Genomic DNA, 24,934 nt, shown 5'->3' on the forward strand with positions numbered 1-24,934 from the left:
CTCTGTCATCAAGGCCGTCTGAAAACTTGTGCTGTCTATAATCAATCTATTTTTTCGGTGCGAACGACCAGCTTTTGACCGTGTAGTTCCGCAAAGGGTCTTTGTCGGAATAGCCGATAATATCGGGTTTGACCATACGCACTTCAACCTGATGATACAGCGGAATCAGTGCAGCGTCTTCTTGAAGCTGCTTCTCCGCATCGGCATAAAGCTGGCTGCGCGCTTCCTTGCTGACACCATCTTTCAGCGTATTGTTCATAAATGTATCAAACGCCGCGCTTTTGTAGCGGAATGCATTGTTTGAGTTGTTGGATTTCAAGATATTGAGCATACCCGCCGCATCATTGAAGTCGGAACACCAGCCGCTGAACGAAACCTTGAAATTGCCTTGCGCGCGCGTATCCAAATAAGTTTTCCATTCCTCGTTGGACAAAGTCGGACGGATAAACGGAATGGCGGCTTTCCACACCGACTGCACGGCAGTAATTTGTTTTTTGGACGCTTCGCTGGTGCTGTACAAAATATCAAACTCAAGCGGATGGTCATCGTTGTAGCCTGCTTCGTTCAACAGTTTGCGCGCGGTTTCGATGCGTTTTTCAGGCGTCCACTCTTTCCACTCCGGATAAACAGGAATCACACCCTGCATTTGCGGCGGCGTCAATTGGAACGCAGGCGTATCGCCACGGCCGCCCACTTTGACGACGATGTCGCGGCGCGTCAGCATATTGAGCGCCTTGCGGACACGCGGATCGTTAAACGGCGCCGCTTCGTGGTTCGGCTCCAAATACCAGCTGCACAAAGAAGTCGTGCGTCTTACTTGGCCGGGAAACTCAATATCCGCCACTTTGACCTGATCGCTGGGAATGCCGTAAGTTACGTCAATTTCATTGGCGCGATAACGGTTGTATTCACCGCTACCTGACAAGAAAACCGCCTTCGGAATGGCTACTTTGTCTTTATCGTAATAATTGGGATTGCGTTCCATATTGATGTGGCTGTTGACTTTCCAATCCTTTAACAGATAAGCGCCACTGGAAACATAATGACCGGGCTGCGTCCACTTGTTGCCGTATTTTTCAACAGTGGCGCGGTGAACTGGAAAAGTGAATTGCTGAATCAGCATATCAGGGAAATAAGGTACAGGCGCAATCAACGTAAATTGCAGGGTCTTCGCGTCCAACGCCTTGACGCCCAATGTCTCAGGCTTGGCTTTGCCGTTTAATATATCTTCCGCATTTTCCACTTGGGCATCGACCAAATAGCTGCCGAAAGGTGCGCCGGTGGCCGGATCGGCAAGACGGCGAAAGCTGTACACGAAATCTTCGGCAGTAATCGGATCGCCATTGCTCCATTTGGCATCACGCAGATGGAAGGTCCAAACACGCTCGCCCTCGCTCTCCCATTTTTCCGCCAAAGCAGGAATGGTTTTGCCTTCGGCATCCGTACCGACCAAACCATCCATCAACTGACGGATAATCGCACCGGCCGCCATATCGCCGCTCATCTGAGGATCCAGCGTGCCTGGCTCGACGCCGTTGCTGACTACCACGCGCTCATAATCGGTACGCTTAAACTCAGGAGCAGGCTTAACATCGCGGCTGCACGCCGACAATGCGAATACGGCAGCCAATGATGCAGTCAACAGCGGGTAGGTTTTTCCGGCCATATTTCATTCCTTCTTTTGGGTATTCTTCTTTTTCAGACGGCCTGATTATTCAAACTACACTTAACTACAAATATTTGAGGTTTTTAAACCCAGTTAAAGCCTCTATTTTTAGATATAAAAATAGTGTTTAAAACTACCTATACCATCGAAATAAAAGCAGCCGTCTAAGATTGTCGGCAAATTAACACAAAAATACGTAACTGAAAACTATTTTTCAATTTATCCTACGATAAGTTACAAATGTATTGATTTTTTATGATTTGTCAAATAAGATTATCCGAACTCTTTCGCCATAAGCAAGAAAAAGACATAAAAAGGAGAATCAAATGAAGAAGTTATCTTACTTTATTGCCACTGCCCTCATAGGCTCTTCCCTAAGTGCCGCCCACGCCGAACCTAAAATGAGCGGCACCATCTACATCATGACCGAGGTCGAACACAACAATAAAACCGGCGTCACCAATACAACCATTTCCGATAAAAGTTCCAGTCTTTATCTCTCCGATGAAGTACGACTCAACAACGACTTATGGCTGAAATGGCAACTTGGCTCCTTTATTTACTTCGATTCCGACCGCTGGGGCGGCTGGGGTACTGCCGACTCATACGTCGCGCTCAACAGCTACAAAAACCTCGGCACCGTCAAAATGGGTTACATCAGTACGCCCATGAACAGCATTTATCTGAACCCGTTCGACACCAACAGCCCGATTTTGGAGTTCGGCAAAATTTCTCGCTTCGGCCAACGCCGTGTTTCCATGGCTTATGAGTCGCCTTGGAAAAACGGTTTCCAATTCAAATTCAACGTTTCCCCCGGTTCCAATGCCGCACGCAACAACAATGACTGGAATCCGGACAAAAAACGTGACGGCGACTGGGTCTTCGGTTGGGGTGTAGACTACTACCACCCAAACAACGGCTTTAACGCACACTACGCTGCCGAATACGCACCCAACGACTCTCCGACCGAAACCAAAGACTTCCAAGCCCATGCATTCATGGCCGGATACAGCAAAGACAAAATCTCCGTCGATGCCGCGTTCCAATACGCCAAAAACACTTGCGATGGCTTCAGCTGCTGGGGCGTATGGAAAGATGCGGCAGGCAACGTAGCCGGTTCTTACGACAAAGAAATCAACAACACCAAAGAATTTATGGTGTCCGGCTCATACAAAGTGGGCAATTTCAAACCTCAAATCGGCTTTGCCTACGGTAAAAGCTCTGTCGGAGAAGACTACAAACACGTCGCCGTCAGCACCGATTACAGCTTCTCCAAACGGACGACCGCCACACTCGGCGCCGGCTGGTTGAAAGAAAACGTCAATCCGAAATACGAAGAAGATTTGCCGAAAAAATCTTCTTACGCCGTGGGCATGGTATTCAAACACCGCTATTAATGTCTGACAGATTAAAGGCCGTCTGAAACAATTTGTTCAGACGGCCTTTTCTACATCCTATAATTAAACTTGCAGCCCACCTTAAAAATCATTACATTGCCCACACTCAAGCAACAAAAACGTCATCATGAACGCCCACCGCACCCTCATCATCTCCGTTTTTATCGTCGCCAGCTGCGGCCTCGCTTACGAGCTCATCATCGCCGCGCTCGCAAGCTATCTTTTGGGCGACAGTATTTTACAGTTTTCCTCCGTCATCGGGCTTTATCTGTTTTCAATGGGTATCGGCGCCCACCTGACCCAATACATCAAAGATAAAGACGTATTGCACCGCTTTATCGAAATCGAACTTCTGGTCGGCATCATCGGCGGCATTTCCGCACTGGCATTATTTGTGGCCTTCGGTTTATCCGCCGCCCCGTTCCGCACCCTGCTCTACGCTTTTGTACTGATTGTCGGCATGGTTGTCGGCATGGAAATTCCTTTAGTCATGCGCGTGTTAAACCAAAAAGGTGCGGAATTTAAAGAACTCGTTTCCAAAGTATTGACTTTCGACTACTTGGGCGCACTTGCCGTCTCGTTATTATTTCCGCTCCTGCTCGCCCCCAAACTCGGCATGGCGCGTTCCGCCTTGTTGTTTGGCATCTTCAACGCCGCCGTCGCCTATCTGACCGCCCGCGTATTCAAATCCGAATTACCCCGCTATCACGCCATCCGTACGCGTGCGTTTATCGTATTGACCGTGCTCATTACGCTCTTCATCTACGCCGACCGTATTTCCTTTAAAGCCGAACAAAGCTATTTCGGCGATCCCGTCGTCTATCAAAGCCATTCACCCTACCAACGGCTGGTCGTGACACGCTGGAAAGACGACACCCGCCTCTACATCAACGGCAACCTGCAATTCTCCTCACGCGACGAAGCCCGTTACCATGAAGCACTCGTTCTGCCTGCCATGCAGATGGTTCCCAATGCAGAACGCGTCCTGATTCTCGGCGGCGGCGACGGATTGGCGGCACGTGAAGTCTTAAAATATCCGCAGGTCAAAAATGTTACTTTGGTCGATCTCGACCCCGACATGACCGCCACTTTTAGAACCTCCGCCACCTTGAGCGCGCTCAACCAAGGCTCGCTGTCCCATCCCAAAATGCACATCGTCAACGACGATGCCGCCAAATGGCTGGAAGGGTCGTCTGAAAAATTCAACGTTATCATCATCGACCTACCCGACCCGTCCAATTTCTCGCTGGGCAAACTCTACTCCGTCCCCATGTACCGCCTCGTTGCCCGTCATCTTGAGCCGCAGGGCAAGATTGTTGTGCAATCGACTTCGCCTTATTTCGCCCCTAATGCCTACTGGTCGGTCGTTGCCACCCTCGAAGCGGCCAAGTTGAATACCGCACCCTATCATGTCTACGTCCCTTCCTTTGGAGAATGGGGATTTGTGTTGGCAGGGCTTGACCAAAACTTCCCCATTCCGCAAAAATTCGACGTACCCACCCGCTATCTCAATGCCCAGACCGTTGCCGAAATGTTCCGTTTTCCGCCTGATATGGCAAGGCGCAAGGTGGAAGCAAATTATTTAAACAACCAAATTCTCGTCAGTTATTTTGAAAGCGATTGGAACAATGTGATGCGATAGAATATCTAAAGGCCGTCTGAAACATCTGTCTTCTTTTTATCCCCGTTCAGATGGCCTCATCGCCCGTTTACCCTTTTTCACACAGCATTTGCTTGAAAAAATAAGGTTTATCTTTATCTAGATAGAACACAATCGACACTATCCGTTGAATGAAGGAACAAACTCTTATGCAGTATTTTGGAATCGGTTTTTTGGTTTTAATCTTTTTGGAAATCATGTCCATCGTCTGGGTTGCCGACTGGATAGGTGGCGGCTGGACGCTGTTTGTGATGGCTGTCAGCTTTATCAGCGGTATCTTTATGCTGCGCCATACCGGCATTTCCGGCCTTTTGCTCGCAGGCGCAGCCGTCCGCAGTGGCCAAAACATTTCCCTCTATCAGATGCTGTGGCCGATTCGCTATACCGCCGCCGCGGTTTTCCTGCTCAGTCCCGGTTTTATTTCAACCGCCGTTGCCCTGCTCTTGCTGATTCCGTTTAAAGGCAATGCGACCGTTTCTTCTGCGCAGTCTTTCCAAAGCCGTCAGACTTATAGCTCCGCCAAAGAGGATGAAGACATTATCGAAGGCGAATACACGGTTACGCGCACCAGCAAAGCCGACAAACCGCAAGACTATATCGAACACAAACCCGATTGACGACTGCCTTCATAACAGGCCGTCTGAATTAGGAATACCTCAAAAGTGTTTCCTATTTCAGACGGCCTTCGTCATTTCCAGGCTTTGAAAATGTAAATATCGGTTTGTAATTCGGTTATTCCGCATAAATCATTTAAAATAAGTAGCTATTTTGATTCTAAAAACGACACGGTACCCAATGAACGTTCAACGTCTTTTCCCTCTCTCCCTCAGCTTGATTACCGCCGCTGTTTTATCGGCGTGCGCCACCCAAAACACACCGACTGCTTCGAAAACTGAAACCGTCGTTCAGCCTAAATCCACTTCTATTCCTTCACGCCGCGCCGACAGCGAATCCAAAGTCCTGTCCGATTACAGCCAATACCAAAGCGCCATCGATGCCGCCAAACGCGGCGACGATGCTTGGGTTCAACAATTTTTATCCCAAGCCAGCGACAGCGCAATGACTGAAAACGTCCGCAACGAATGGCTGAAAACCTTGGGCGCACACGGCCAGTGGGATTTATTCCGTCAAGAATTCGGCAAATTGAACGCCGCCGGCGTCGCACAAGAAGTGCAATGTTATGCCGATTTGAGCAGCGGCAATTACAGCAAAGCCGCCGAGCTGGTTCGCGTGACCGGCAAACTGCCTGCCGGCTGTACCCGCTTAGTTGAAAGCGCGGCAGCTTCAGGCCGTCTGAACACCAACGACGCATGGCGTCGCGTGCGCGGCTTGTTGAGCAACAGCCAAACCACGGATGCACGCAACCTCGCCGCCGCATTGGGCAGCCCGTTTGAAGGTGGCGCGCAAGGTGCGACCGAATATAGCCTGTTGAGCGTAATCGGCAAAGATGCACGCAAATCCGCTTCTGCCGCCGCTACCCTGTCCGACATGGAATCAGGCCTCAGCCGCGAACAACGCAGCTTCGCATGGGGCGTATTGGGCCACTACCATGCACAAAGCCAAAACATGCCGACTGCTTTGAGCTACTACGGCCGCGTTTCCGACCGCAAGCAACTGACCGACGAACAATTGGAATGGTACGCACGCGCCGCTTTGCGCCTGCAACGTTGGGACGAATTGGCAAGCGTAATTCAGCATATGCCTGAAAAACTGCAAAAAGACCCGACATGGCAATATTGGCTGGGTCGCAGCTTTGCCGCACAAGGCAAAGGCAGCCAAGCCAAAGAAATGTACGAAAAAGCCGCCGCTTCCGGCCGCAATTTCTACGCAGTATTGGCAGGTGAAGAGCTGGGCCGCCGCATCAATACGCACAACAACGTTTCCGATGCCGATGCCAGAGACGTCCGCCGCATGAGCGAAGACGGTGCCATCAAACGCGCATTGGTTCTGTTTAAAAACAGCCAAAGCAACGGCGACTCCAAAATGCGCCGTCAGGCACAGGCAGAATGGCGTTTTGCCACCCGCGATTTCAACGAAGACAACCTGCTGACTGCCGCGCAAGTCGCTTTTGACAACCAATTCTACGACATGGCAATCAACAGCGCAGACCGTACCGACCACAAGCTCAACTACAAACTGCGCTACCTCTCTCCGTTTAAAGACCTGACCGTCCGCTATGCCGCACAGGCAGGCGTTGACCCTGCATGGGTTTACGGTTTGATTCGCCAAGAGAGCCGCTTTGTCATGGGCGCTCAATCCAGCGTCGGCGCACAAGGCCTGATGCAGGTCATGCCTGCGACCGCCCGCGAAATCGCCGGCAAAATCGGCATGAGCAGCAGCGAACTCTACACCATGGACGGCAACATCCGCATGGGTACTTGGTACATGGCAGATGCCAAACGCCGCCTGCAAAATAACGAAGTGATGGCCACCGCAGGCTACAATGCCGGCCCAGGCCGCGCCCGCAACTGGCAGGCTTCTTCGCCTTTAGAAGGCGCGATTTACGCCGAAACCATCCCATTTACCGAAACCCGCGACTACGTGAAAAAAGTCATGACCAACGCGACTTATTACGCGTCATTGTTCAACGAACCGCAAACTTCGTTGAAACAACGTATGGGTACGGTTCCCGGCCGTTATTAATACCCGATAGGCCGTCTGAAAAGTGCGACAGAATCAAACGTTCAGACGGCCTGAAACCTTGACAGACTATCGGGTTTATAAGATAATCGCCCGATTGTTTCTGACCGCAAAGGTCACTTGCACGGCAAAAGCCGACTTGTTAGGAGGTGATGTTTACATCACGGCGCGTATCCCGCCCTGCCCTAGGCAAACCAGCGATACAACAACTCTCCCATTATGACAAACCGTCCTCTATTTCTTAAAACGGTTTGATTGAACAAAATTTAAAGGAAATAAAATGCCTGCTATTCGTGTTAAAGAGAATGAACCATTTGAAGTTGCCATGCGTCGTTTCAAACGTGCCGTAGAAAAAACCGGTCTGTTGACCGAACTGCGCGCCCGTGAAGCGTACGAAAAACCAACTACCGAACGCAAACGCAAAAAAGCTGCTGCAGCTAAACGTCTGCAAAAACGTCTGCGCAGCCAACAACTGCCTCCTAAAATGTACTAATTACAGGCCTGCCCTGTGATAAACGACACACCGCAAGGGCAGCTTTGCGGTGTGTTTTGTTTTTCAGACGGCATTTTTTATATAAAGTGAGAACATTATGAGCCTAAAAACACAATTAACCGAAGACATGAAAACCGCCATGCGCGCCAAAGACCAAGTGTCTTTAAGCACCATCCGCCTGATTAATGCCGCCATCAAACAATTTGAAGTAGATGAGCGTACCGAAGCCGATGACGCAAAAGTCATCTCTATCCTGACCAAGATGGTGAAACAGCGCAAAGACAGCGCCAAAATCTACACTGAAGCCGGCCGTCAAGATTTGGCTGACAAAGAAAACGCGGAAATCGACATCCTCAACCGCTACCTGCCGCAAATGATGTCCGCAGAAGAAATCAAGACTGTCGTTGAAGCAGTCATTACAGAAATTGGTGCATCAGGCATGGCCGATATGGGCAAAGTCATGGGCGTATTGAAGACCCGCCTGGCTGGCAAAGCCGACATGGGCGAAGTCAACAAGGTTTTGAAAACCGCATTGACTGCTTAATCCTCAATAATCAAAAAGGCCGTCTGAAATATTATTTTCAGACGGCCTTTCTTATTGTGCCAATCAAGCAGCAGTTACTTTACCTTCATGACGCAACAAAGTAATCAAATCGCTGATACGTTTTTTCATGGAACGGCGATCGACGATTTGGTCGATTGCCCCCTTCTCCAACAAGAATTCTGCACGTTGGAAACCTTCCGGCAAGGTTTCACGTACAGTCTGCTCAATAACGCGTGGACCTGCAAAACCAATCAGCGCATTCGGTTCTGCCAAAACCACATCGCCCAAGAAGGCAAAGCTGGCAGATACACCGCCCATGGTTGGGTCGGTCAATACGGAAATAAACGGCAGACGTTTTTCAGTCAGCAAATGCAAAGCCGCGCTGGTCTTCGTCATCTGCATCAAAGAGTTAATCCCTTCCTGCATACGCGCACCACCGGAAGCCGCCACGCAAATAAACGAACAATTATCTGCAACGGCACGACGTACCCCCTGAACGAAACGCTCACCCACGACCGAACCCATAGAGCCGCCGATAAAACGGAATTCAAACGCAGCCACAACGACAGGCAGGCCGTTCATGGTGCCTTTCATAACAACCAATGCATCGTCTTCGCCAGTTGCTTTACGCGCAGCTGCGAGGCGGTCGGGATATTTTTTGCTGTCTTTGAATTTCAGCGGGTCGGTCGGTTTAATATTGGCTGCAATCTCTTCACGGCCTTCTTCATCCAAAAGCAGGTCCAAACGTTCGCGCGCAGAAAGCGGATTGTGATGATTACATTTTGGGCAGACTTCGCTGTTTTGTTTCAACTCGGTTGAGTAAACCGTTGCCGAACAAGACGGACATTTGTGCCACAGACCTTCAGGGACGCTGGACGAACTGCTTCGGTTTTTAATTTTCGGAGGAAGAATTTTATCTAGCCAGCTCATGAATGACTCCTTAGGATTCAGAATTCAGACGGCCCGTTGAATATAAGGCCGTCTGAAACAATGGAATAAAAAATATTAGCGAATCGCGTCTTTCAACTCTTTAACCAACACGCCTACCGCTTCGGCCTCGCTACCTGCGTGGCTTTCAATCTCTTTGACGATACGGCTGCCGACAATAACGGCATCCGCTACCGCACCAATTTTACGCGCATTCTCCGCATTATTGATGCCGAAGCCGACACCGATCGGAATATCGATGTATTTGCGCAAAAGCTCTATTTTACGCGAAACTTCTTCAGTATCCAAACTTGCCGCACCGGTCACGCCTTTGAGCGATACATAATACACAAAACCGCCGGCCACTTTGGCAATCGTTTGAATACGCTCCTCAGTTGTTGTTGGCGCAATAAGGAAAATACAATCAATACCTTGCGCTTTCAGCGACTCATGTAAAGGAGCAATGGTTTCTACAGGAGAATCCACAGTCAATACGCCATCTACGCCTGCTTCGGCAGCCGCTTGCGCAAACGCTTGATAACCCATTTTATGTACTGGGTTCAAATAGCCCATTAACACAATCGGCGTTTTATTATTGGTTTGGCGGAACAAACGTACTGTTTCCAATACGTCGTGCAAAGAAACATGATTTGCCAACGCCCTTTCGGCTGCACGCTGAATGGTCGGACCATCCGCCATCGGGTCAGAAAACGGCACACCCAGTTCCAAAATATCAGCACCATTAGCCACCAGGCTATGCATCAATGCCAAGGTTGTCTCAAGGCTGGGATCACCCACCGTAATATAAGGAATCAGTGCTTTTGCGCCATTGAGCGCTGAAAAAGTTTGTTGGATTCTGCTCATTTTCTGCTATCCATTTCATCGATTTGAATGTTGTCCGACAACCTGTTTATTCTGCCGTTACATTTGTTTTAAAAACCTCAGTCTGCCATGAAAAAGCGGCATTTATCCGCATTATCTAATGACTGTTTCTTCTCAATCGGCAAACAAGAGGCTAAGTATAACATTTACGGCTATTTCATAGAATCATTTGCAATCAAGATTCTGATATTTTAAAAGCAATAAAAAACAATAAAGGCCGTCTGAAAATCATTCAAACAGCCTTTATTAGAATCAATTATGCAAATCTTTGTATGCCTTCGCACTTTTGATCAAAATTTCCCTATCGATTACAGCTCGACATGGTGGTTTTGTTGTTCAGAACCCAGATGACGCTCCAAATCAGACAAAATCTGCGTCAGACCATGACGGACTTCTTCTGCATTGGCGGCAGGATTGCCGTTTGCATCCAAAGCACCACGGCTGAACGTATCAATATACGGTTCAAATGTATCTTTCAGTTTCAATAACTTAACTACATCTGAGCGCGTATATCGATCGCCACCGTATCCAATCACAACATTATTTTCATGTTGCCATTGGGCAAACTGAGCCGGGCTGATTTGCACCAATTGGCACATCTCATCCAACGTAAAATAACGCTTGGCAGGAGTAACCGGATTATTGTTGTTTGTCATAGTAATGCTCCACCATGCCTTTGAGTTTTTGGCTGGCATGGAAAGTTACCACACGGCGTGCGGTAATCGGCACTTCTTCGCCTGTTTTAGGGTTACGGCCTGGGCGTTGAGGTTTGTCGCGCAATTGGAAATTACCGAAACCGGAAATTTTAATTTCTTCACCACGCGCCAAAGTGCTGCGGATTTCTTCAAAAAAGAGCTCGACGATTTCTTTGGCATCATTCTTGGTGACGTTGCTGACTTTGTCGACCAAAATATCAGCCAATTCTGCTTTAGTTAGTGTCATGTGTTTACCTTCATTCAAACTGGTGCAATTATTACCAAAATTCTTTTAAAAATCAAGTCCTCACCAAAAAATCAAATATTATTGGTGATTTTTGGCGACAACTTTTATCTTATTTTAAGCGCGAAGCTGTGCGTCTTTTTCGGCTGCCGCTTTAATCATTTTCGCCACCAAAGGCTCGATGACTTCATCTGTCAGCGTGTTTTCCATATCTTGCAAAATGATTTTGACGGCAACGCTCTTCATTCCTTCAGGCACGCCCGTACCGCGGTAAACGTCAAACACGCTGATTTCTTGAACCAGCTTGTTCGCCGCCGCTTTCAGGGCATTTAACAAATCATCATGCGTCACAGCTTCAGGCATTACAAATGCCAAATCTCGGCGTGCAGGTTGGAATTTGGATACAGACTGATAACGGGTTTTCTCACGACCCAATACCGCATCCATATCGATTTCAAATACCAGTGGCGCTTGTGGCAAATCATATTTTTGCAGCCATTTCGGATGCAACTCGCCAACAAAACCAACTACTCGGCCGCCTGAAACAATATTGGCGGCACGTCCAGGATGCAATGCCGGATGTTCGTTCTTAACAAAGGATACTTCCTTGTTTTTCAAAAGGCTCTCAACATCGGCTTTCATATCGTAGAAATCTACGTTGCGTGTTTTCTCACCCCATTGCTCAGGCAACACGGAGCCATACCACAAACCGCCGATACGTTCGTTTTGAACAAATTGATCAGCCGAATCTTTGCTGAACACACGGGCAATTTCAAATACGCGTACGCGGTTTTGCTTACGGTTCAAATTGTTTTGCAAAACTTCCACCAAACCGCCGATAAGCGTAGAACGCATGACGGCATACTGAGCCGCCAACGGATTTTGCAGGCGGATAGGATTAGTATTGGCAGCAAAGTCTTGCTCCCATTGCTCATCCACAAACGCATAGCTGACCACTTCGCGGTAACCGCGAGCCGCCATTTCGTTATAAACCGCAAAACGCGGACGTTTGGTTTCAGGCAAAGCCAACATTTTCAGACGGCCTGAAGTATAGTCGTCAGGAATATTTTCATAACCGTAAACGCGGCCGATTTCTTCAATCAAATCGGCTTCGATTTCGATGTCGAAACGGAAGCTAGGAGAAGTGACACGGAAGCCTTCTGCAGTTTTCTCAGGCTGCAAACCCAAGTGTTGCAAGATAATTTCGACTTGCTCGGCAGGGATTTCAACGCCCAATACCGTTTTCAGACGGCCTAAACGCAATTCGACCTGTTTTGCCTCGGGCAATTTTCCTTGTGCCTCAACCATTTCACCGGCTGCACCACCGCAAATCTGCAACACCAATTCGGTGGCACGCTCAATGGCATCAGCTTGCAAACGGTAGTCCACGCCACGTTCAAAACGGAAAGAAGAATCCGAGCCAAAACCGTATTGACGGGATTTACCGGCAATAATCTCCGGAGCAAACCAAGCAGCTTCCAACACAATATTTTGTGTCTCATCAGAAACCGCGCTTGCCTCGCCGCCCATCAAACCAGCCAAGCTCAACGCACCTTTTTCATCAGCGACCACCAGTGTATTGTCAGCCAAAGTAACCGTCTTCTCGTTCAGACACGCCAAAGTCTCGCCATTTTGAGCACGGCGGACAATCAAACTGCCTGACAGCTTGTCAGCATCGAAAACATGCATAGGCTGACCGATTTCCAGCATGACATAGTTGCCGATGTCCACCAATGCGGAAATGCTGCGGATACCGCTGCGTTCCAAACGTTGTTTCATCCAATCAGGAGTAGCCGCTTTCGCATTAACATTTTCAATAACGCGGCTGATAAAACGACCGCAGTCGGCCGGTGCATCAATACGGACAGCCTGTTTTTTCTCACTGCCGATAGAGGCTGTCTGAATTTCAACAGGCGTAAACGCACATTGAGTCAACGCAGAAACCTCACGCGCAATGCCCTTAACACTCAAGCAATCAGCGCGGTTAGGCGTAATTTTCAACGTAAACAACGTATCGTCCAAATCCAAGTATTCGCGGATATTGGTACCGACAGGCGCATCTTCAGGCAGAATGTGCAGACCGTCTACACCATCATCTGGCAAACCCAGTTCATTGGTCGAACACAGCATACCGTTTGATGGTACGCCGCGCATTTTAGTCGGCTTAATTTTAAAGTTACCCGGCAAGACTGCACCCGGCAAGGAACACGGCACTTTAATTCCCGGCTTGACATTCGGCGCACCACAAACAATCTGAACCAACTCGCCCGTACCGGCATCAACTTGGGTAACGTTCAAACGGTCTGCATCAGGGTGTTTTTCAACGGATTTTACTTCGGCAACAACCACGCCACTAAAAGCAGGGGCGGCAGTATCGATTTCTTCCACTTCCAAACCGGCCATGGTCAAAAGATGTTCCAGTTTATCGGCAGAAAGATCAGGATTGGCTTGGGTTCTCAGCCATGAGTAGGAGAATTGCATGTTATGTTCTCAATTAACTAATTAACTTTTGTTTTATCAGATTTTGTTTTCAGACGACCTGTTTATTTAGGAGCACAGGCTGCTTTTTAACTTTGTTGGGGGCGTTGCTTTCAGGTAGCCTTTTCAAACCTTAAGTAAAAACAATAAATATTGTTACAAACCACGCCAACAAGGCATAGCCTAAGGTGACACTGACTGTAAACGCCACACGCTCCCACCTTTTGAACCACGGCATCAACCAACTGCCGATCACGGTGACAAAACAGGATACAACAAACGCGGCAGATCCATAATTCGACCACCTTATTGCACCTTCCATATCGTCGCCGGTCATAATTTTCAAATCGGCTAACGCCAAAGCACGATTTTCGCAATATATGGACAGAAGCCACAATGCAAAAGCAAGCGTATAGCAAACGGATGGGGCAATATAGCGTTTCATGATTTAGCTTTCTGCGGTGCAGACTGCTTTTTCATTTTTAGACAACCTGCACGATCATTTTGCAAACTGCTTCAAAAAGTTCAAATCATTATCGAAGAACAAGCGAAGGTCATTGACGTTGTAGCGCAACATGGCAAAGCGGTCGAGACCGATACCGAAAGCGAAACCGGTATATTTTTCAGAGTCAATATTCACATTTTTCAACACGTTAGGATGTACCATACCGCAACCGCCGACTTCCAACCATTTGCCGTTTTCGCCCATAATGTCGATTTCGGCAGAAGGCTCGGTAAACGGGAAGAAAGACGGACGGAACCGTACTTGCAGATCATCGCGTTCAAAGAAGCGACGGATAAAGTCAGTGAACACTGCTTTTAAGTCGGCAAAAGTTACTCCCTCTTCCACCCACAAACCTTCGGCTTGATGGAACATAGGCGAGTGAGTGGCATCACTGTCCACACGGTAAACGCGGCCGGGAGCAATAATACGGATAGGCGGTTCTTTTTTGTCGAGCATATAGCGGATTTGAATAGGCGAAGTGTGTGTACGCAAAACGTCACCGTTTTCAACGTAGAAAGTATCTTGCATCGCACGCGCTGGGTGATTTGCAGGAATATTCAAGGCTTGGAAATTATGGAAATCGTCTTCGATTTCAGGGCCGTCCGCCACTTCAAAACCCATACCGTGAAACAGCTCGACCACACGTTGCAAAGTCAAAGTAACTGGATGCAAACCGCCATGTTCTTGCGCACGACCCGGCAAAGTAATATCCAAGGCTTCTGCAGCCAATTGAGCTTGCAGTTTGGCTTCATTCAGGGCATCGCGTTTGGCATTAAAGGCCGTCTGAAACTGATTTTTGCATTCGTTGATGTGCGCGCCTATGGTTTTACGCTCTTCAGGAGACATTTGACCCAAAGTTTTCAAAAGTCCGGTCAATTCGCCGGTTTTACCAAGATAGCGTGCTTTAATTTGTTCTAAGGCATTGAAGTCTTGCGCGGCTTCAATAGCGGCAATACCTTCTGCAACGATACGGTTTACATTTTCCATAGTGGTTTATCGTCTGTTTGTTGATGGCAGGCCGTCTGAAACAACAAAGCCGTCTGTTGGATTTGATTGCAAACCCGTTCAGACGGCCTTTTGTCTTACTGCGGCCAATCCGTTTGATAAGAGAGGCCTATTTTATCGCAAATTAGTATAAAAAAATAGAGTTTAAAGAAAGAAAATCAACTACATAGGATTTCTTTAAGAAAAGAAAAAAGGAAGCATAAGCTTCCTTTTTAAATAATCTTATCGAATTAAGCAGCCAAAGCAGCTTTAGCTTTTTCAACCAATTGTGCAAATGCAGCTTTGTCGAATACAGCCAAATCAGCCAATACTTTGCGGTCGATTTCGATAGCAGCGCGTTTCAGGCCGTTCATGAATTTGCTGTAAGACAGACCATTTTCACGGGCACCTGCGTTGATACGAACGATCCACAGTTGACGGAATTGACGTTTGCGTTGGCGACGGTCACGGTATGCGTATTGACCGGCTTTCATTACCGCTTGTTTGGCAACACGGTAAACGTTTTTACGACGACCGCGGTAGCCTTTGGCTAACGCGAAGACTTTTTGGTGACGAGCACGAGCGGTAACACCGCGTTTTACGCGTGGCATATTCTAAACTCCTTAAGCGTAGGGCAACATTTTAGCAACAGAAGCCAAATCGCGTGAATCCACCATAGCGGTGCCGCGCAATTGACGTTTAGTTTTAGTGGTTTTTTTGGTCAGGATATGACTTTTGAACGCATGACCGCGTTTCACACCACCGTTACCCAGTACTTTAAAGCGTTTTTTCGCGCTAGACTTGGTTTTCATTTTAGGCATTGGAAAACTCCATTCGTTATTAGATAAGGTATAAGGGGTTTTGAAATAAATTTCAAACACTTGTATCCCAAAATACCACGGTTTTTGCCGCTAATTAAACCTTATTCCGAGCGGCAATCGAAATAAGCCTTGCATTATAGCTTTATTTTTTCTTAGGCGCAATCATCATCACCATTTGGCGGCCTTCCATTTTAGGGAAGGACTCGATTTGTGCCACTTCAGCCAACTCTTCTTTTACGCGTTCAAGCAGTTGGGCGCCCAATTGTTGGTGGGCCATCTCACGACCGCGGAAACGCAATGTCACTTTGACTTTGTCACCATCGGCGAGGAAACGGTTGATGTTGCGCATCTTGATTTGATAGTCGCCTTCATCAGTACCCGGACGGAATTTAATTTCCTTAATTTGTACCTGCTTTTGGTTTTTCTTGGCTTCGTCGCGCTTCTTGGCTTGTTGGTATTTGTATTTACCGTAATCCATCAGTTTGCATACGGGCGGTTTGGCAGTCGGGGAAATTTCTACCAAATCGACATCTTGCTCTTCGGCCATAGCCAGAGCTTCACGAACTGAAACGACACCAAGCTGATCGCCTGACTCACTGATTAATCGCACTTCTTTGGCGGTAATTTCACCATTGATTCGTGCTTCGCGTTCTTGAGCGATGATGAATACTCCTATAAAAATTAATGATTGACGAGGGCATCAGTGATTTCTTGCTGCAATTGCGCAATAAAATCATCTACATTCAAAGAACCCAAGTCTTCTGCTTTGCGGCGTACCGCAACTTTGTTTTCTTGTTTCTCTTTATCGCCGACAACGATTTGATAAGGGAAACGGTATTGGCTATTGTCGCGGATTTTGTAACCGATTTTTTCGTTACGCAAATCCAATTCGACACGGAAGCCTGCCGCCTGCAATTTGGCAGCCACTTCGCGACAATAATCTGCTTGGTTCTCGGTGATATTCATAATCACCATTTGAACCGGAGCAAGCCACAATGGGAATGAGCCTGCATGGTTTTCAATCAGAATACCGATGAAGCGCTCCAACGAACCCAAAATAGCACGGTGCAACATTACAGGACGCGCACGGTCGTTGTTTTCAGTTACATATTCGGCATTCAAACGCTCCGGCAATACGAAGTCCAACTGCAGGGTACCGCACTGCCAAGAGCGACCCAAGGCATCTTTGACATGATATTCAATCTTAGGACCATAGAATGCGCCTTCGCCAGGCAATTCTTCCCACTCTACACCGCAAGCGGTCAATGCATCACGCAAACCTTGTTCGGCCTTATCCCAGACTTCGTCAGAACCTGCACGTTGTTCAGGGCGGAGGGACAACTTCACAGCAACATCATGGAAGCCGAATTGTCTGTAAATGCGAACAAGCAATTCATTGAATGCACGTGCTTCATCAACGATTTGATCTTCGGTACAGAAGATGTGCGCATCATCCTGCACAAAACCGCGAACACGCATCAGACCATGCAACGCACCGCTTGGTTCATTGCGGTGGCAAGAACCGAACTCGGCCAAACGCATTGGCAAATCGCGATATGAGCGCAAGCCGTTATTAAAAATTTGTACATGACCCGGACAGTTCATCGGTTTAACCGCGTATTCACGTTTTTCGGAACTGGTCACGAACATATTGTCTTTATAGTTTTCCCAGTGGCCAGATTTTTCCCAGAAGGTTTTATCCATAATCTGAGGTGTTTTCACCTCTTTATAACCAGCAGCATTCAGTTCTTTGCGCATATGCTGCTCAATCACTTGCCACAAAGCCCAGCCTTTAGGATGCCAGAACACCATGCCCGGTGCTTCATCTTGCAGGTGGAACAAATCCAATTGTTTACCCAGCTTACGGTGGTCGCGTTTTTCCGCTTCCTCGATGCGTTGGATATAGGCTTTTAGTTCGTCTTTACTTGCCCAAGCCGTACCGTAAATACGTTGCAACATTTCATTATTGCTGTCGCCGCGCCAGTATGCACCTGCCAGTTTGGTCAGCTTAAAGTTTTTCAAGAAACGGGTATTGGGAATGTGAGGACCGCGGCACATATCGACGTATTCTTGATGATGATACATACCCATTGCTTCCACTTCAGGCATGTCTTCAATCAGACGTAATTTGTACTCTTCGCCGCGATCTTGGAAAATTTTGACGACTTCTGCACGAGGCGTCATCACTTTAATGACGTCATAGTCTTGTGCAATCAACTCCTTCATGCGCGCTTCGATAGCGGCCACATCATCAGGCGTAAATGGTTTTTCAGTTGCGATATCGTAATAGAACCCGTCTTCAATAACCGGGCCGATAACCATTTTGGCATCTGGGTAGAGCTGCTTGACCGCATGACCGACCAAGTGCGCGCAGGAGTGGCGGATAATTTCCACACCTTCTTTGTCTTTAGGCGTAATGATTTGAACATGGGCATCTTCGGTAATCGGATCGCAAGCATCCACCAATTTACCGTTAACCTTGCCCGCTACCGTTACCTTTGCCAAACCTGCACCGATAGACGCTGCAATTTGCGCCACGGTAACGGGTGATTCATATTGGCGGACCGAACCGTCCGGCAAGGTAATGTTCAACATCAGAAAGCTCCAAAACATTAAAAAATAACGGCATAAAGCCGTTATGGAAATTTGGTAGGCACAATTGGACTCGAACCAACGACCCCCACCATGTCAAGGTGGTGCTCTAACCAACTGAGCTATGTGCCTTCATCTAAGTCGCTTATTGTAACGAAGCGTGTTCCCTTTTGCAAGCATCTGTAAATACTTTTCAGACGGCCTGAATATTTTTGTTTGATTTATACCTCATTTTTTATTTCCTCCGTCATTCAGGCCGTCTGAAGCATTGTTTTGACAAAGATAAAATCCAGCCGTCAACCAACGAAAAATCCTTTATAATCTGCCCTTTCATTTCGCACACACGCGAACGTCCAATCTATTATTACTATGCTCAAATTTACCTTACACAAAAAAGACGGTCATGCCCGACGCGGCACTTTGGAACTGAACCACGGCAAAATCGAAACGCCGGTATTTATGCCGGTCGGCACTTATGGTTCGGTCAAAGCGATGAACCCGCAAAACCTGCATGATATCAAAGCGCAAATCATTTTAGGCAACACTTACCATCTGTGGCTGCGCCCCGGTTTGGAAGTCATTGAACAATTCGGCGGCCTGCACGAATTTATCGGTTGGGATAAACCGATTTTGACCGACTCGGGCGGTTTCCAAGTATTTTCGTTGTCCGACATGCGTAAGCTGACCGAAGAAGGCTGTACATTCCAAAGCCCGATCAACGGCGACAAACTGTTCCTCTCGCCCGAAGTGTCGATGAAAATCCAAACTGTGTTGAATTCCGACATCGTGATGCAGTTGGACGAATGCACCCCTGGCGAAGCAACGCACAGCCAAGCGCAAAAATCGCTGCAAATGAGCCTGCGCTGGGCGGAACGAAGCAAAAAGGCTTTTGAAGACCTGAAAAACCCGAATGCGCTGTTTGGTATTGTCCAAGGCGCGATGTATGAAGATTTGCGCGAAGAGTCGCTGAAAGGCTTGGAAGAGCTCGATTTCCCCGGCTTGGCCATCGGCGGCTTGTCCGTTGGCGAACCTAAACCCGAAATGTACCGTATGTTGCGCGCCGTCGGCCCTATCCTGCCGGAACACAAACCTCATTATTTGATGGGCGTCGGCACGCCTGAAGATTTGGTATACGGCGTGGCACACGGCGTGGATATGTTCGACTGCGTCATGCCCACCCGCAATGCGCGTAACGGCTGGCTGTTTACCCGTTTTGGCGATTTGAAGATCAAAAACGCCAAACACAAACTCGACAAGCGTCCGATTGATGAAAGCTGCACCTGCTACGCCTGTCAGAATTTCAGCCGCTCCTACCTGCACCATCTGCACCGTGTCGGCGAAATCTTGGGCGCACAGCTCAACACCATCCACAATCTGCACTTCTACCAAGTCATCATGGCAGAAATGCGCGAAGCCATCGAACAAGGCAAATTTGCCGATTGGCAGGCGCAATTCCATGAAAACCGCGCCCGCGGTGTGGATTAATCCTTTAAAAGGCCGTCTGAAATCAGGTTTTAATTCAAACTGCTTTTCAGACGGCCTCAATATTCTTAATTAATAAAGCACAATCATGTCCCGTTTCCATACCGAACCGCCCTTAGCCTACACCGCACAAAACCGCACCGCCATCCTGCTGCTCAACCTCGGCACGCCTGACGCGCCCACTGCTGCCGCAGTCAAGCCTTACTTGAAAGAATTTCTGTCCGATCAACGTGTTGTCGAACTGCCCAAGCTCTTATGGCAACCGATATTGCGCGGCTTGGTATTGACTTTTCGCCCGAAAAAAAGCGCGCATGCCTATGAAAAAGTTTGGTTTAAAGAAGGTTCGCCGCTTGAGGTTTACACACACCGCCAAGCAGAAGCCCTGACCAAACATTTGCCCGATGTCATCATCCGTCATGCAATGACTTACGGCAATCCAAGCGTTGCCGACGTTTTGGCGGAACTCAAAGCCCAAGGCGTGGGCAAATTGCTGGTCATCCCGCTCTATCCGCAATATGCCGGCTCTTCTACCGGCGCGGCTTTGGACAAAGTGTTTCAAGAGTTATTGCTGCAACGCAACCAAATGAGTGTCCGCACCGTCTCCCGTTATTACGACGATGCCGCCTATATTCAAGCCATGAAGCAGCATATTGAAGCCTATTGGGCCCAAAACGGACGCGGTGAAAAACTGATGTTGAGCTTCCACGGCATTCCGCAAAAGCATCACGACGACGGCGACCCCTATCCTGACGAGTGCCACCATACCGCCAAACTGCTCGCGCAGGCATTGGGCTTGTCCGAACAAGAATACATCGTTTCTTTCCAAAGCCAGTTTGGCAAATCCCAATGGATCAAGCCCAGCACGCAAGCTCTGTTTGATCAGCTGCCGAAACAAGGCACGACCAAACTCGACGTATTCTGCCCCGGCTTCCTGGCCGACTGCCTCGAAACCATGGAAGAAATCGCCATTATGGGACGTGAACAATTCCACGCCGCAGGCGGCAAAGAATACCGTTACATCCCCTGCCTCAACGATTCCGCCGACTGGATTGCCGCACTTGTACAATTAAGTCGGGCTAATCTGCAAGGCTGGATTTGACCTAAACCAAAGGCCGTCTGAAAAATCTACTTTCAGACGGCCTTTAGCGTTATCATCAAGCTATTAAAACGCAAACCAAGCGTGTAGCCATCAAAAACAACACTACTCAAAAAGGAACACATCATGACTGCACTCCGCCCTATCCTGCTCCTTCTGACCGCACTCAGCATCCCAACCGCTTTTGCCGCTGATGCCACGCTGATGAGCAAAGGACAAAAGATTTACGAAACCAACTGCGCCGCCTGCCACGGCAAAAAAGGCGAAGGCCGTGGTGCCATGTTCCCGCCACTGTTCCAGTCCGACTATATCAATAAAAAACCGCAAGTCCTGTTGCAAAGCATGACCAAAGGCATCAACGGCCCGATTACAGTAAACGGCAAATCCTACAACGGCTTCATGCCTTCTACTGCCATCAATGATGCCGATGTTGCCGCCGTTGCCACTTACATCATGAACGCCTTCAATAATGGCGGCGGTACGATTACTGAAGCAGATGTCAAAAAATCTCACGGGAAAAAATAAAACGTCTCTCCCATAAAGGCCGTCTGAATATTTCAGACGGCCTTTTCGATATGGAACACATTTTTGTTTCCATATTTATGGTTATGCAACATCAACAAACATACGCAAAAAACCGTCAAACCGAAAAAAGCATATGCGTTTTGTGTTAAAGTAAACATTATTTAGCGGCTGTTTTGCGTCCAGGCCGTCTGAAAGGTTTTATGTCATGAACTTTTTCCGCAAGACTGTTTTATTTCTAGTCGTCCTCTCCATATTTGCCGCCTGCGGCTCATTTATTTCCCAATACGTTTTGGGCATGAACCCGTGCGTATTGTGCATCCTGCAACGCTTATGCGTATTGGCTGTCGGGCTGTTGGCCATTGTTACAGCCTTCAGTTCGCAATCTTCCAAATTTACACGCTCGCTCTCGGCATTGTTGATTGCCGCTCCGGCCGTTTACGGCGCCGGTGTCGCCGCCTATCAAATTTGGCTGCAAAGCCTGCCACCCGGCACCGCCCCTTCTTGCGGCGCACCTTGGACCTTCCGCCTGCGCGACTGGCCTTTGTTCGATTGGTTTGAACCCATCGTCCGCGGCTTTGGCAACTGCGCCGAGCCGGACTATCTATTCGGCGTCGCCCTGCCGGTGTGGAGTATTTTGTATTTCAGCTTCGTCGTATTGCTGCTGCTTTGGGCTTGGTTGAAAACCAGAAAAATCTGATTGGTTTCGATATAAAAAGGCCGTCTGAAATTTCAGACGGCCTTTTGTTCTTTAAACTGTTTAGTCCAGATTCAACACGGCAGAAGTGTAAACGTCTTGTACGTCGTCCAAATCTTCCAATGCGTCAATCAGTTTTTGCATCTTAACCGCATCTTCGCCGCTTAACTCGGTTTCGTTTTGGGCGCGCATGGTAACGTCACCGTCAACAGATTTGTAACCTGCGGCTTCCAATGCTGCTTTCACGCCCGCCCAGTCGTTCGGCGCGGTAACCACTTCGATAGAACCGTCGTCGTTGGTGATCACGTCTTCCGCACCTGCTTCCAAAGCCGCTTCCATCAGCGCATCTTCGTCAACACCCGGTTCAAACACCAAATAGCCTTGATGAACGAAGTTGAACGCTACGCAGCCGTCGGTACCCAAGTTACCGCCGTTTTTAGTGAACGCATGGCGTACATCGGCAACGGTACGGGTTTTGTTGTCGGTCAGACAGTCCACCATCAAAGCCGCGCCGCCGATGCCGTAGCCTTCGTAACGCAACTCGATGTATTCCACGCCTTCTAGATTGCCCGTACCTTTATCGATGGCACGTTGCACGTTGTCTTTAGGCATATTGTTTTCAGCGGCTTTTTCCAAAGCCAGGCGCAGGCGCGGGTTTGCGCCGGGATCGCCGCCGCCCATGCGGGCAGCAACGGTAATTTCTTTAATCAGACGGGTGAAGATTTTGCCGCGTTTGGCATCTTGTCGGGCTTTTTTGTGTTGGATATTTGCCCACTTACTATGGCCTGCCATGTTGATTCCTTTCGTTTTTTCACGCATTGAGGCGGAATTTGCTTCATTTGTAAGGCGTGCATTTTATCATAAGTTGCCTTTAGCCAAAATATTCAGACGGCCCGAACATTTGCAAAAAAGGCCGTCTGAAAACAAAAAAACCTTTTTTAAATAAAGAAGCACATTTGCGGCAAACCTTTGTCAGTTTTTCGTTTTAATTCACGAAGGTTTACGGTATGATGACAAAATCGGTCAAAATTGTTAACAACTTAACCGGTATCGAATGGCAAAACGGCCTGCTCGCCGATATTGCCAACTGCGAAAAATGAGTGGGAGTAGTTACCCGTATCATTTTATTTTTATTGTTTTTATTAAAGGTTTTATTATGGAAGAAATATTGTCTGCTCTGGTGGGTGCAGTCAATCAGGTTCTTTGGGACTACCTGCTGATTTACGCCTTAATCGGTATCGGCCTGTTTTTTACCCTGTACTTGGGCGCGCCGCAAGTTACCAAATTGGGGGCGGGTTTTAAAGCCGTTTTCGGCGGCTTGTTCAGCAAAAAAGACAAAGACCACGAAGGCAAATCCCTGTCTCAATTTCAAGCGCTTGCCGTGGCGATTTCCGCGCAAATCGGTACCGGTAACGTTGCCGGTGTCGCCACTGCGATTACTGCCGGCGGCCCGGGTGCCATTTTTTGGATGTGGTTGTCTGCCATTTTGGGTATGTCTACCATTTTTGCAGAAGCCGTTTTGGCGCAAAAATACCGCGTGGTCAGCCACGGCAAATACATCGGCGGCCCTGCATTTTACATTACGCATGGTCTGACGCCGAAAATCGGCCGTGGCGCGGCGCGTTTCCTGTCAGGCTTTTTCTCTATCGCCTTGATTATCGCGCTGGGTTTCATCGGTAACGCGACCCAATCCAACTCCATCGCCTCGGCCATGAATTTGGCTTTCGATATTCCTCCGATGGCTGTCGGCATTGCTTTGGCGGTATTCGCCGGCCTGATCATCATCGGTGGCATCAACCGCATTGCCGGTATCGCGCAATTTGTCGTGCCGTTTATGGCGGTGATTTACATCTTATGTGCCGTGATTATTTTGTTCAAATTCTCCGACCACATCATCCCGATGTTCCACAGTATCTTTGTCGCCGCCTTCAATCCTGAAGCGGTATTGGGTGGTGCGGCCGGTATCGGTATGCGCGAGGCCGTCCGCTTCGGTGTGGCACGCGGCCTGTTTTCCAATGAAGCCGGTATGGGTTCGACCCCGCACGCTCACGCGACCGCCAACGTCAAACACCCTGTACAACAAGGTATGGCCGCGTTTATCGGTATCTTTATCGATACGCTGATGGTCTGCACGGCAACCGCGCTGATTATCCTGCTGACCGACGCCAACCTGTCCGGCGAAACCGGCGCTGCGGTTACCCAACTGGCTTTTAACAAAGCCTTCCCGGGTTTCGGTTCGCAACTGCTCGCCGTCTGTCTGACCTTCTTCGCCTTTACCACCATCATCGGCTGGTACTACTTCGGCGAATCCAATATCCGCTTCCTGTTCCGCGGCAAACACTTGGGCATCTACCGCGCACTGGTTTTGGTGGCCATCGTATTGGGTACCTTGGGCAAAGTGGATTTGGTTTGGAGCATGTCCGATATGTTCAACGGCTTTATGGTCTTGCCGAACTTAATCGCCCTCTTCCTGCTGCGTAAGGAAATCCGTGCGGTTTACGACGATTATCTGGCGCAAACCAAAGCCGGCAAAGAGTTGACCTACAACTACGAATTCCACGAATTCCATGACAAAAACCCAGGTTAACGACAAACAAAAACCTCTCAGT

General features: G+C 48.5%; 24 protein-coding genes and 1 tRNA gene. 11 read left to right on the forward strand and 14 right to left on the reverse strand.

Annotated elements, in window-relative coordinates; translation table 11 throughout:
- Positions 1–46: 46 nt before the first annotated feature.
- Positions 47–1,666, reverse strand: a complete 1,620-nt coding sequence (locus ACTHS4_RS00500) for an ABC transporter substrate-binding protein (RefSeq protein ID WP_070826499.1) — start codon at positions 1,664–1,666, stop codon at positions 47–49.
- 326 nt (positions 1,667–1,992) lie between these two features.
- Between ACTHS4_RS00500 and ACTHS4_RS00505 the strand changes: the two genes are divergently transcribed.
- The 6 genes from ACTHS4_RS00505 (at position 1,993) to ACTHS4_RS00530 (ending at position 8,400) form a co-directional block, all read left to right on the forward strand.
- On the forward strand, positions 1,993–3,063 hold the full coding sequence (locus ACTHS4_RS00505) for a porin (RefSeq protein WP_070826500.1): 1,071 nt from the start codon (positions 1,993–1,995) through the stop codon (positions 3,061–3,063).
- A 124-nt stretch (positions 3,064–3,187) separates the two neighbouring features.
- Positions 3,188–4,705 carry a polyamine aminopropyltransferase gene (locus ACTHS4_RS00510; RefSeq protein WP_349267273.1) on the forward strand — a complete coding sequence of 506 codons (1,518 nt, stop codon included), beginning with the start codon at positions 3,188–3,190 and terminating at the stop codon, positions 4,703–4,705.
- A gap of 167 nt (positions 4,706–4,872) precedes the next feature.
- A complete protein-coding gene (locus ACTHS4_RS00515; protein ID WP_070826502.1) occupies positions 4,873–5,340 on the forward strand; it encodes an FxsA family protein in 468 nt (155 codons plus the stop codon).
- Positions 5,341–5,518: 178 nt separating this feature from the next.
- Positions 5,519–7,366 (forward strand): transglycosylase SLT domain-containing protein, encoded by a 1,848-nt coding sequence (locus ACTHS4_RS00520; protein ID WP_440365338.1) that lies wholly within the window; start codon positions 5,519–5,521, stop codon positions 7,364–7,366.
- A 277-nt stretch (positions 7,367–7,643) separates the two neighbouring features.
- Positions 7,644–7,856 carry a 30S ribosomal protein S21 gene (rpsU, locus tag ACTHS4_RS00525; RefSeq protein WP_003680926.1) on the forward strand — a complete coding sequence of 71 codons (213 nt, stop codon included), beginning with the start codon at positions 7,644–7,646 and terminating at the stop codon, positions 7,854–7,856.
- A gap of 97 nt (positions 7,857–7,953) precedes the next feature.
- On the forward strand, positions 7,954–8,400 hold the full coding sequence (locus tag ACTHS4_RS00530; protein ID WP_070826504.1) for a GatB/YqeY domain-containing protein: 447 nt from the start codon (positions 7,954–7,956) through the stop codon (positions 8,398–8,400).
- A 63-nt stretch (positions 8,401–8,463) separates the two neighbouring features.
- On the opposite strand, the gene accD is transcribed toward ACTHS4_RS00530, so the two are convergent.
- The 12 genes from accD to ACTHS4_RS00590 all read right to left on the reverse strand — a co-directional run bounded on the left by accD (position 8,464) and on the right by ACTHS4_RS00590 (position 18,660).
- Entirely contained in the window at positions 8,464–9,330 is an 867-nt protein-coding gene (accD, locus tag ACTHS4_RS00535) for an acetyl-CoA carboxylase, carboxyltransferase subunit beta (RefSeq protein WP_070826505.1), read from the reverse strand.
- A 75-nt stretch (positions 9,331–9,405) separates the two neighbouring features.
- Positions 9,406–10,191 (reverse strand): tryptophan synthase subunit alpha, encoded by a 786-nt coding sequence (gene trpA, locus ACTHS4_RS00540; protein WP_070826506.1) that lies wholly within the window; start codon positions 10,189–10,191, stop codon positions 9,406–9,408.
- Between the two features lie 326 nt (positions 10,192–10,517).
- Positions 10,518–10,865 carry a hypothetical protein gene (locus ACTHS4_RS00545; protein WP_440365339.1) on the reverse strand — a complete coding sequence of 116 codons (348 nt, stop codon included), beginning with the start codon at positions 10,863–10,865 and terminating at the stop codon, positions 10,518–10,520.
- Positions 10,849–11,151 (reverse strand): integration host factor subunit alpha, encoded by a 303-nt coding sequence (locus ACTHS4_RS00550; protein ID WP_003680933.1) that lies wholly within the window; start codon positions 11,149–11,151, stop codon positions 10,849–10,851. Before ACTHS4_RS00550 ends, ACTHS4_RS00545 begins: the two co-directional genes overlap by 17 nt.
- A gap of 114 nt (positions 11,152–11,265) precedes the next feature.
- Entirely contained in the window at positions 11,266–13,629 is a 2,364-nt protein-coding gene (gene pheT / locus ACTHS4_RS00555) for a phenylalanine--tRNA ligase subunit beta (RefSeq protein ID WP_070826507.1), read from the reverse strand.
- A gap of 130 nt (positions 13,630–13,759) precedes the next feature.
- The gene (locus ACTHS4_RS00560) at positions 13,760–14,071 is read right to left on the reverse strand and encodes a hypothetical protein (protein WP_070826508.1); all 312 of its coding nucleotides are present in this window, start codon (positions 14,069–14,071) and stop codon (positions 13,760–13,762) included.
- A 54-nt stretch (positions 14,072–14,125) separates the two neighbouring features.
- Positions 14,126–15,118: a phenylalanine--tRNA ligase subunit alpha gene (pheS, locus tag ACTHS4_RS00565; RefSeq protein WP_070826509.1), complete on the reverse strand. Its 993-nt coding sequence runs from the start codon at positions 15,116–15,118 to the stop codon at positions 14,126–14,128.
- A gap of 248 nt (positions 15,119–15,366) precedes the next feature.
- Positions 15,367–15,726, reverse strand: a complete 360-nt coding sequence (gene rplT / locus ACTHS4_RS00570) for a 50S ribosomal protein L20 (protein ID WP_003675502.1) — start codon at positions 15,724–15,726, stop codon at positions 15,367–15,369.
- Between the two features lie 12 nt (positions 15,727–15,738).
- Positions 15,739–15,936 (reverse strand): 50S ribosomal protein L35, encoded by a 198-nt coding sequence (gene rpmI / locus ACTHS4_RS00575; RefSeq protein ID WP_003675505.1) that lies wholly within the window; start codon positions 15,934–15,936, stop codon positions 15,739–15,741.
- A gap of 142 nt (positions 15,937–16,078) precedes the next feature.
- Positions 16,079–16,600: a translation initiation factor IF-3 gene (infC, locus tag ACTHS4_RS00580; protein WP_079453677.1), complete on the reverse strand. Its 522-nt coding sequence runs from the start codon at positions 16,598–16,600 to the stop codon at positions 16,079–16,081.
- Positions 16,601–16,617: 17 nt separating this feature from the next.
- The gene (gene thrS / locus ACTHS4_RS00585; RefSeq protein ID WP_440365340.1) at positions 16,618–18,531 is read right to left on the reverse strand and encodes a threonine--tRNA ligase; all 1,914 of its coding nucleotides are present in this window, start codon (positions 18,529–18,531) and stop codon (positions 16,618–16,620) included.
- Between the two features lie 52 nt (positions 18,532–18,583).
- Positions 18,584–18,660: transfer RNA gene (locus tag ACTHS4_RS00590), tRNA-Val, on the reverse strand.
- A gap of 237 nt (positions 18,661–18,897) precedes the next feature.
- Here ACTHS4_RS00590 and tgt point away from each other — a divergent pair.
- The 4 genes from tgt (at position 18,898) to ACTHS4_RS00610 (ending at position 22,328) form a co-directional block, all read left to right on the forward strand.
- Complete coding sequence (tgt, locus tag ACTHS4_RS00595) at positions 18,898–20,013, forward strand: tRNA guanosine(34) transglycosylase Tgt (RefSeq protein ID WP_003745960.1); 1,116 nt, start codon at positions 18,898–18,900, stop codon at positions 20,011–20,013.
- Positions 20,014–20,098: 85 nt separating this feature from the next.
- A complete protein-coding gene (gene hemH, locus ACTHS4_RS00600) occupies positions 20,099–21,109 on the forward strand; it encodes a ferrochelatase (RefSeq protein ID WP_440365341.1) in 1,011 nt (336 codons plus the stop codon).
- Between the two features lie 123 nt (positions 21,110–21,232).
- On the forward strand, positions 21,233–21,631 hold the full coding sequence (locus tag ACTHS4_RS00605; protein ID WP_440365343.1) for a c-type cytochrome: 399 nt from the start codon (positions 21,233–21,235) through the stop codon (positions 21,629–21,631).
- Between the two features lie 205 nt (positions 21,632–21,836).
- Entirely contained in the window at positions 21,837–22,328 is a 492-nt protein-coding gene (locus tag ACTHS4_RS00610; RefSeq protein ID WP_107768817.1) for a disulfide bond formation protein B, read from the forward strand.
- Positions 22,329–22,388: 60 nt separating this feature from the next.
- Here the strand turns inward: ACTHS4_RS00610 and ACTHS4_RS00615 are convergent, their stop codons facing one another.
- Positions 22,389–23,117, reverse strand: coding sequence for a YebC/PmpR family DNA-binding transcriptional regulator (locus ACTHS4_RS00615; protein ID WP_049331317.1), 729 nt, complete (start codon positions 23,115–23,117; stop codon positions 22,389–22,391).
- A 364-nt stretch (positions 23,118–23,481) separates the two neighbouring features.
- On the opposite strand from ACTHS4_RS00615, the gene ACTHS4_RS00620 reads away from it, so the two are divergent.
- Entirely contained in the window at positions 23,482–24,912 is a 1,431-nt protein-coding gene (locus tag ACTHS4_RS00620) for an alanine/glycine:cation symporter family protein (RefSeq protein ID WP_107697005.1), read from the forward strand.
- Positions 24,913–24,934: the final 22 nt, after the last annotated feature.

The organism is Neisseria sp. P0014.S009, from assembly GCF_051958155.1.
GTDB lineage: Bacteria > Pseudomonadota > Gammaproteobacteria > Burkholderiales > Neisseriaceae > Neisseria > Neisseria flavescens_C.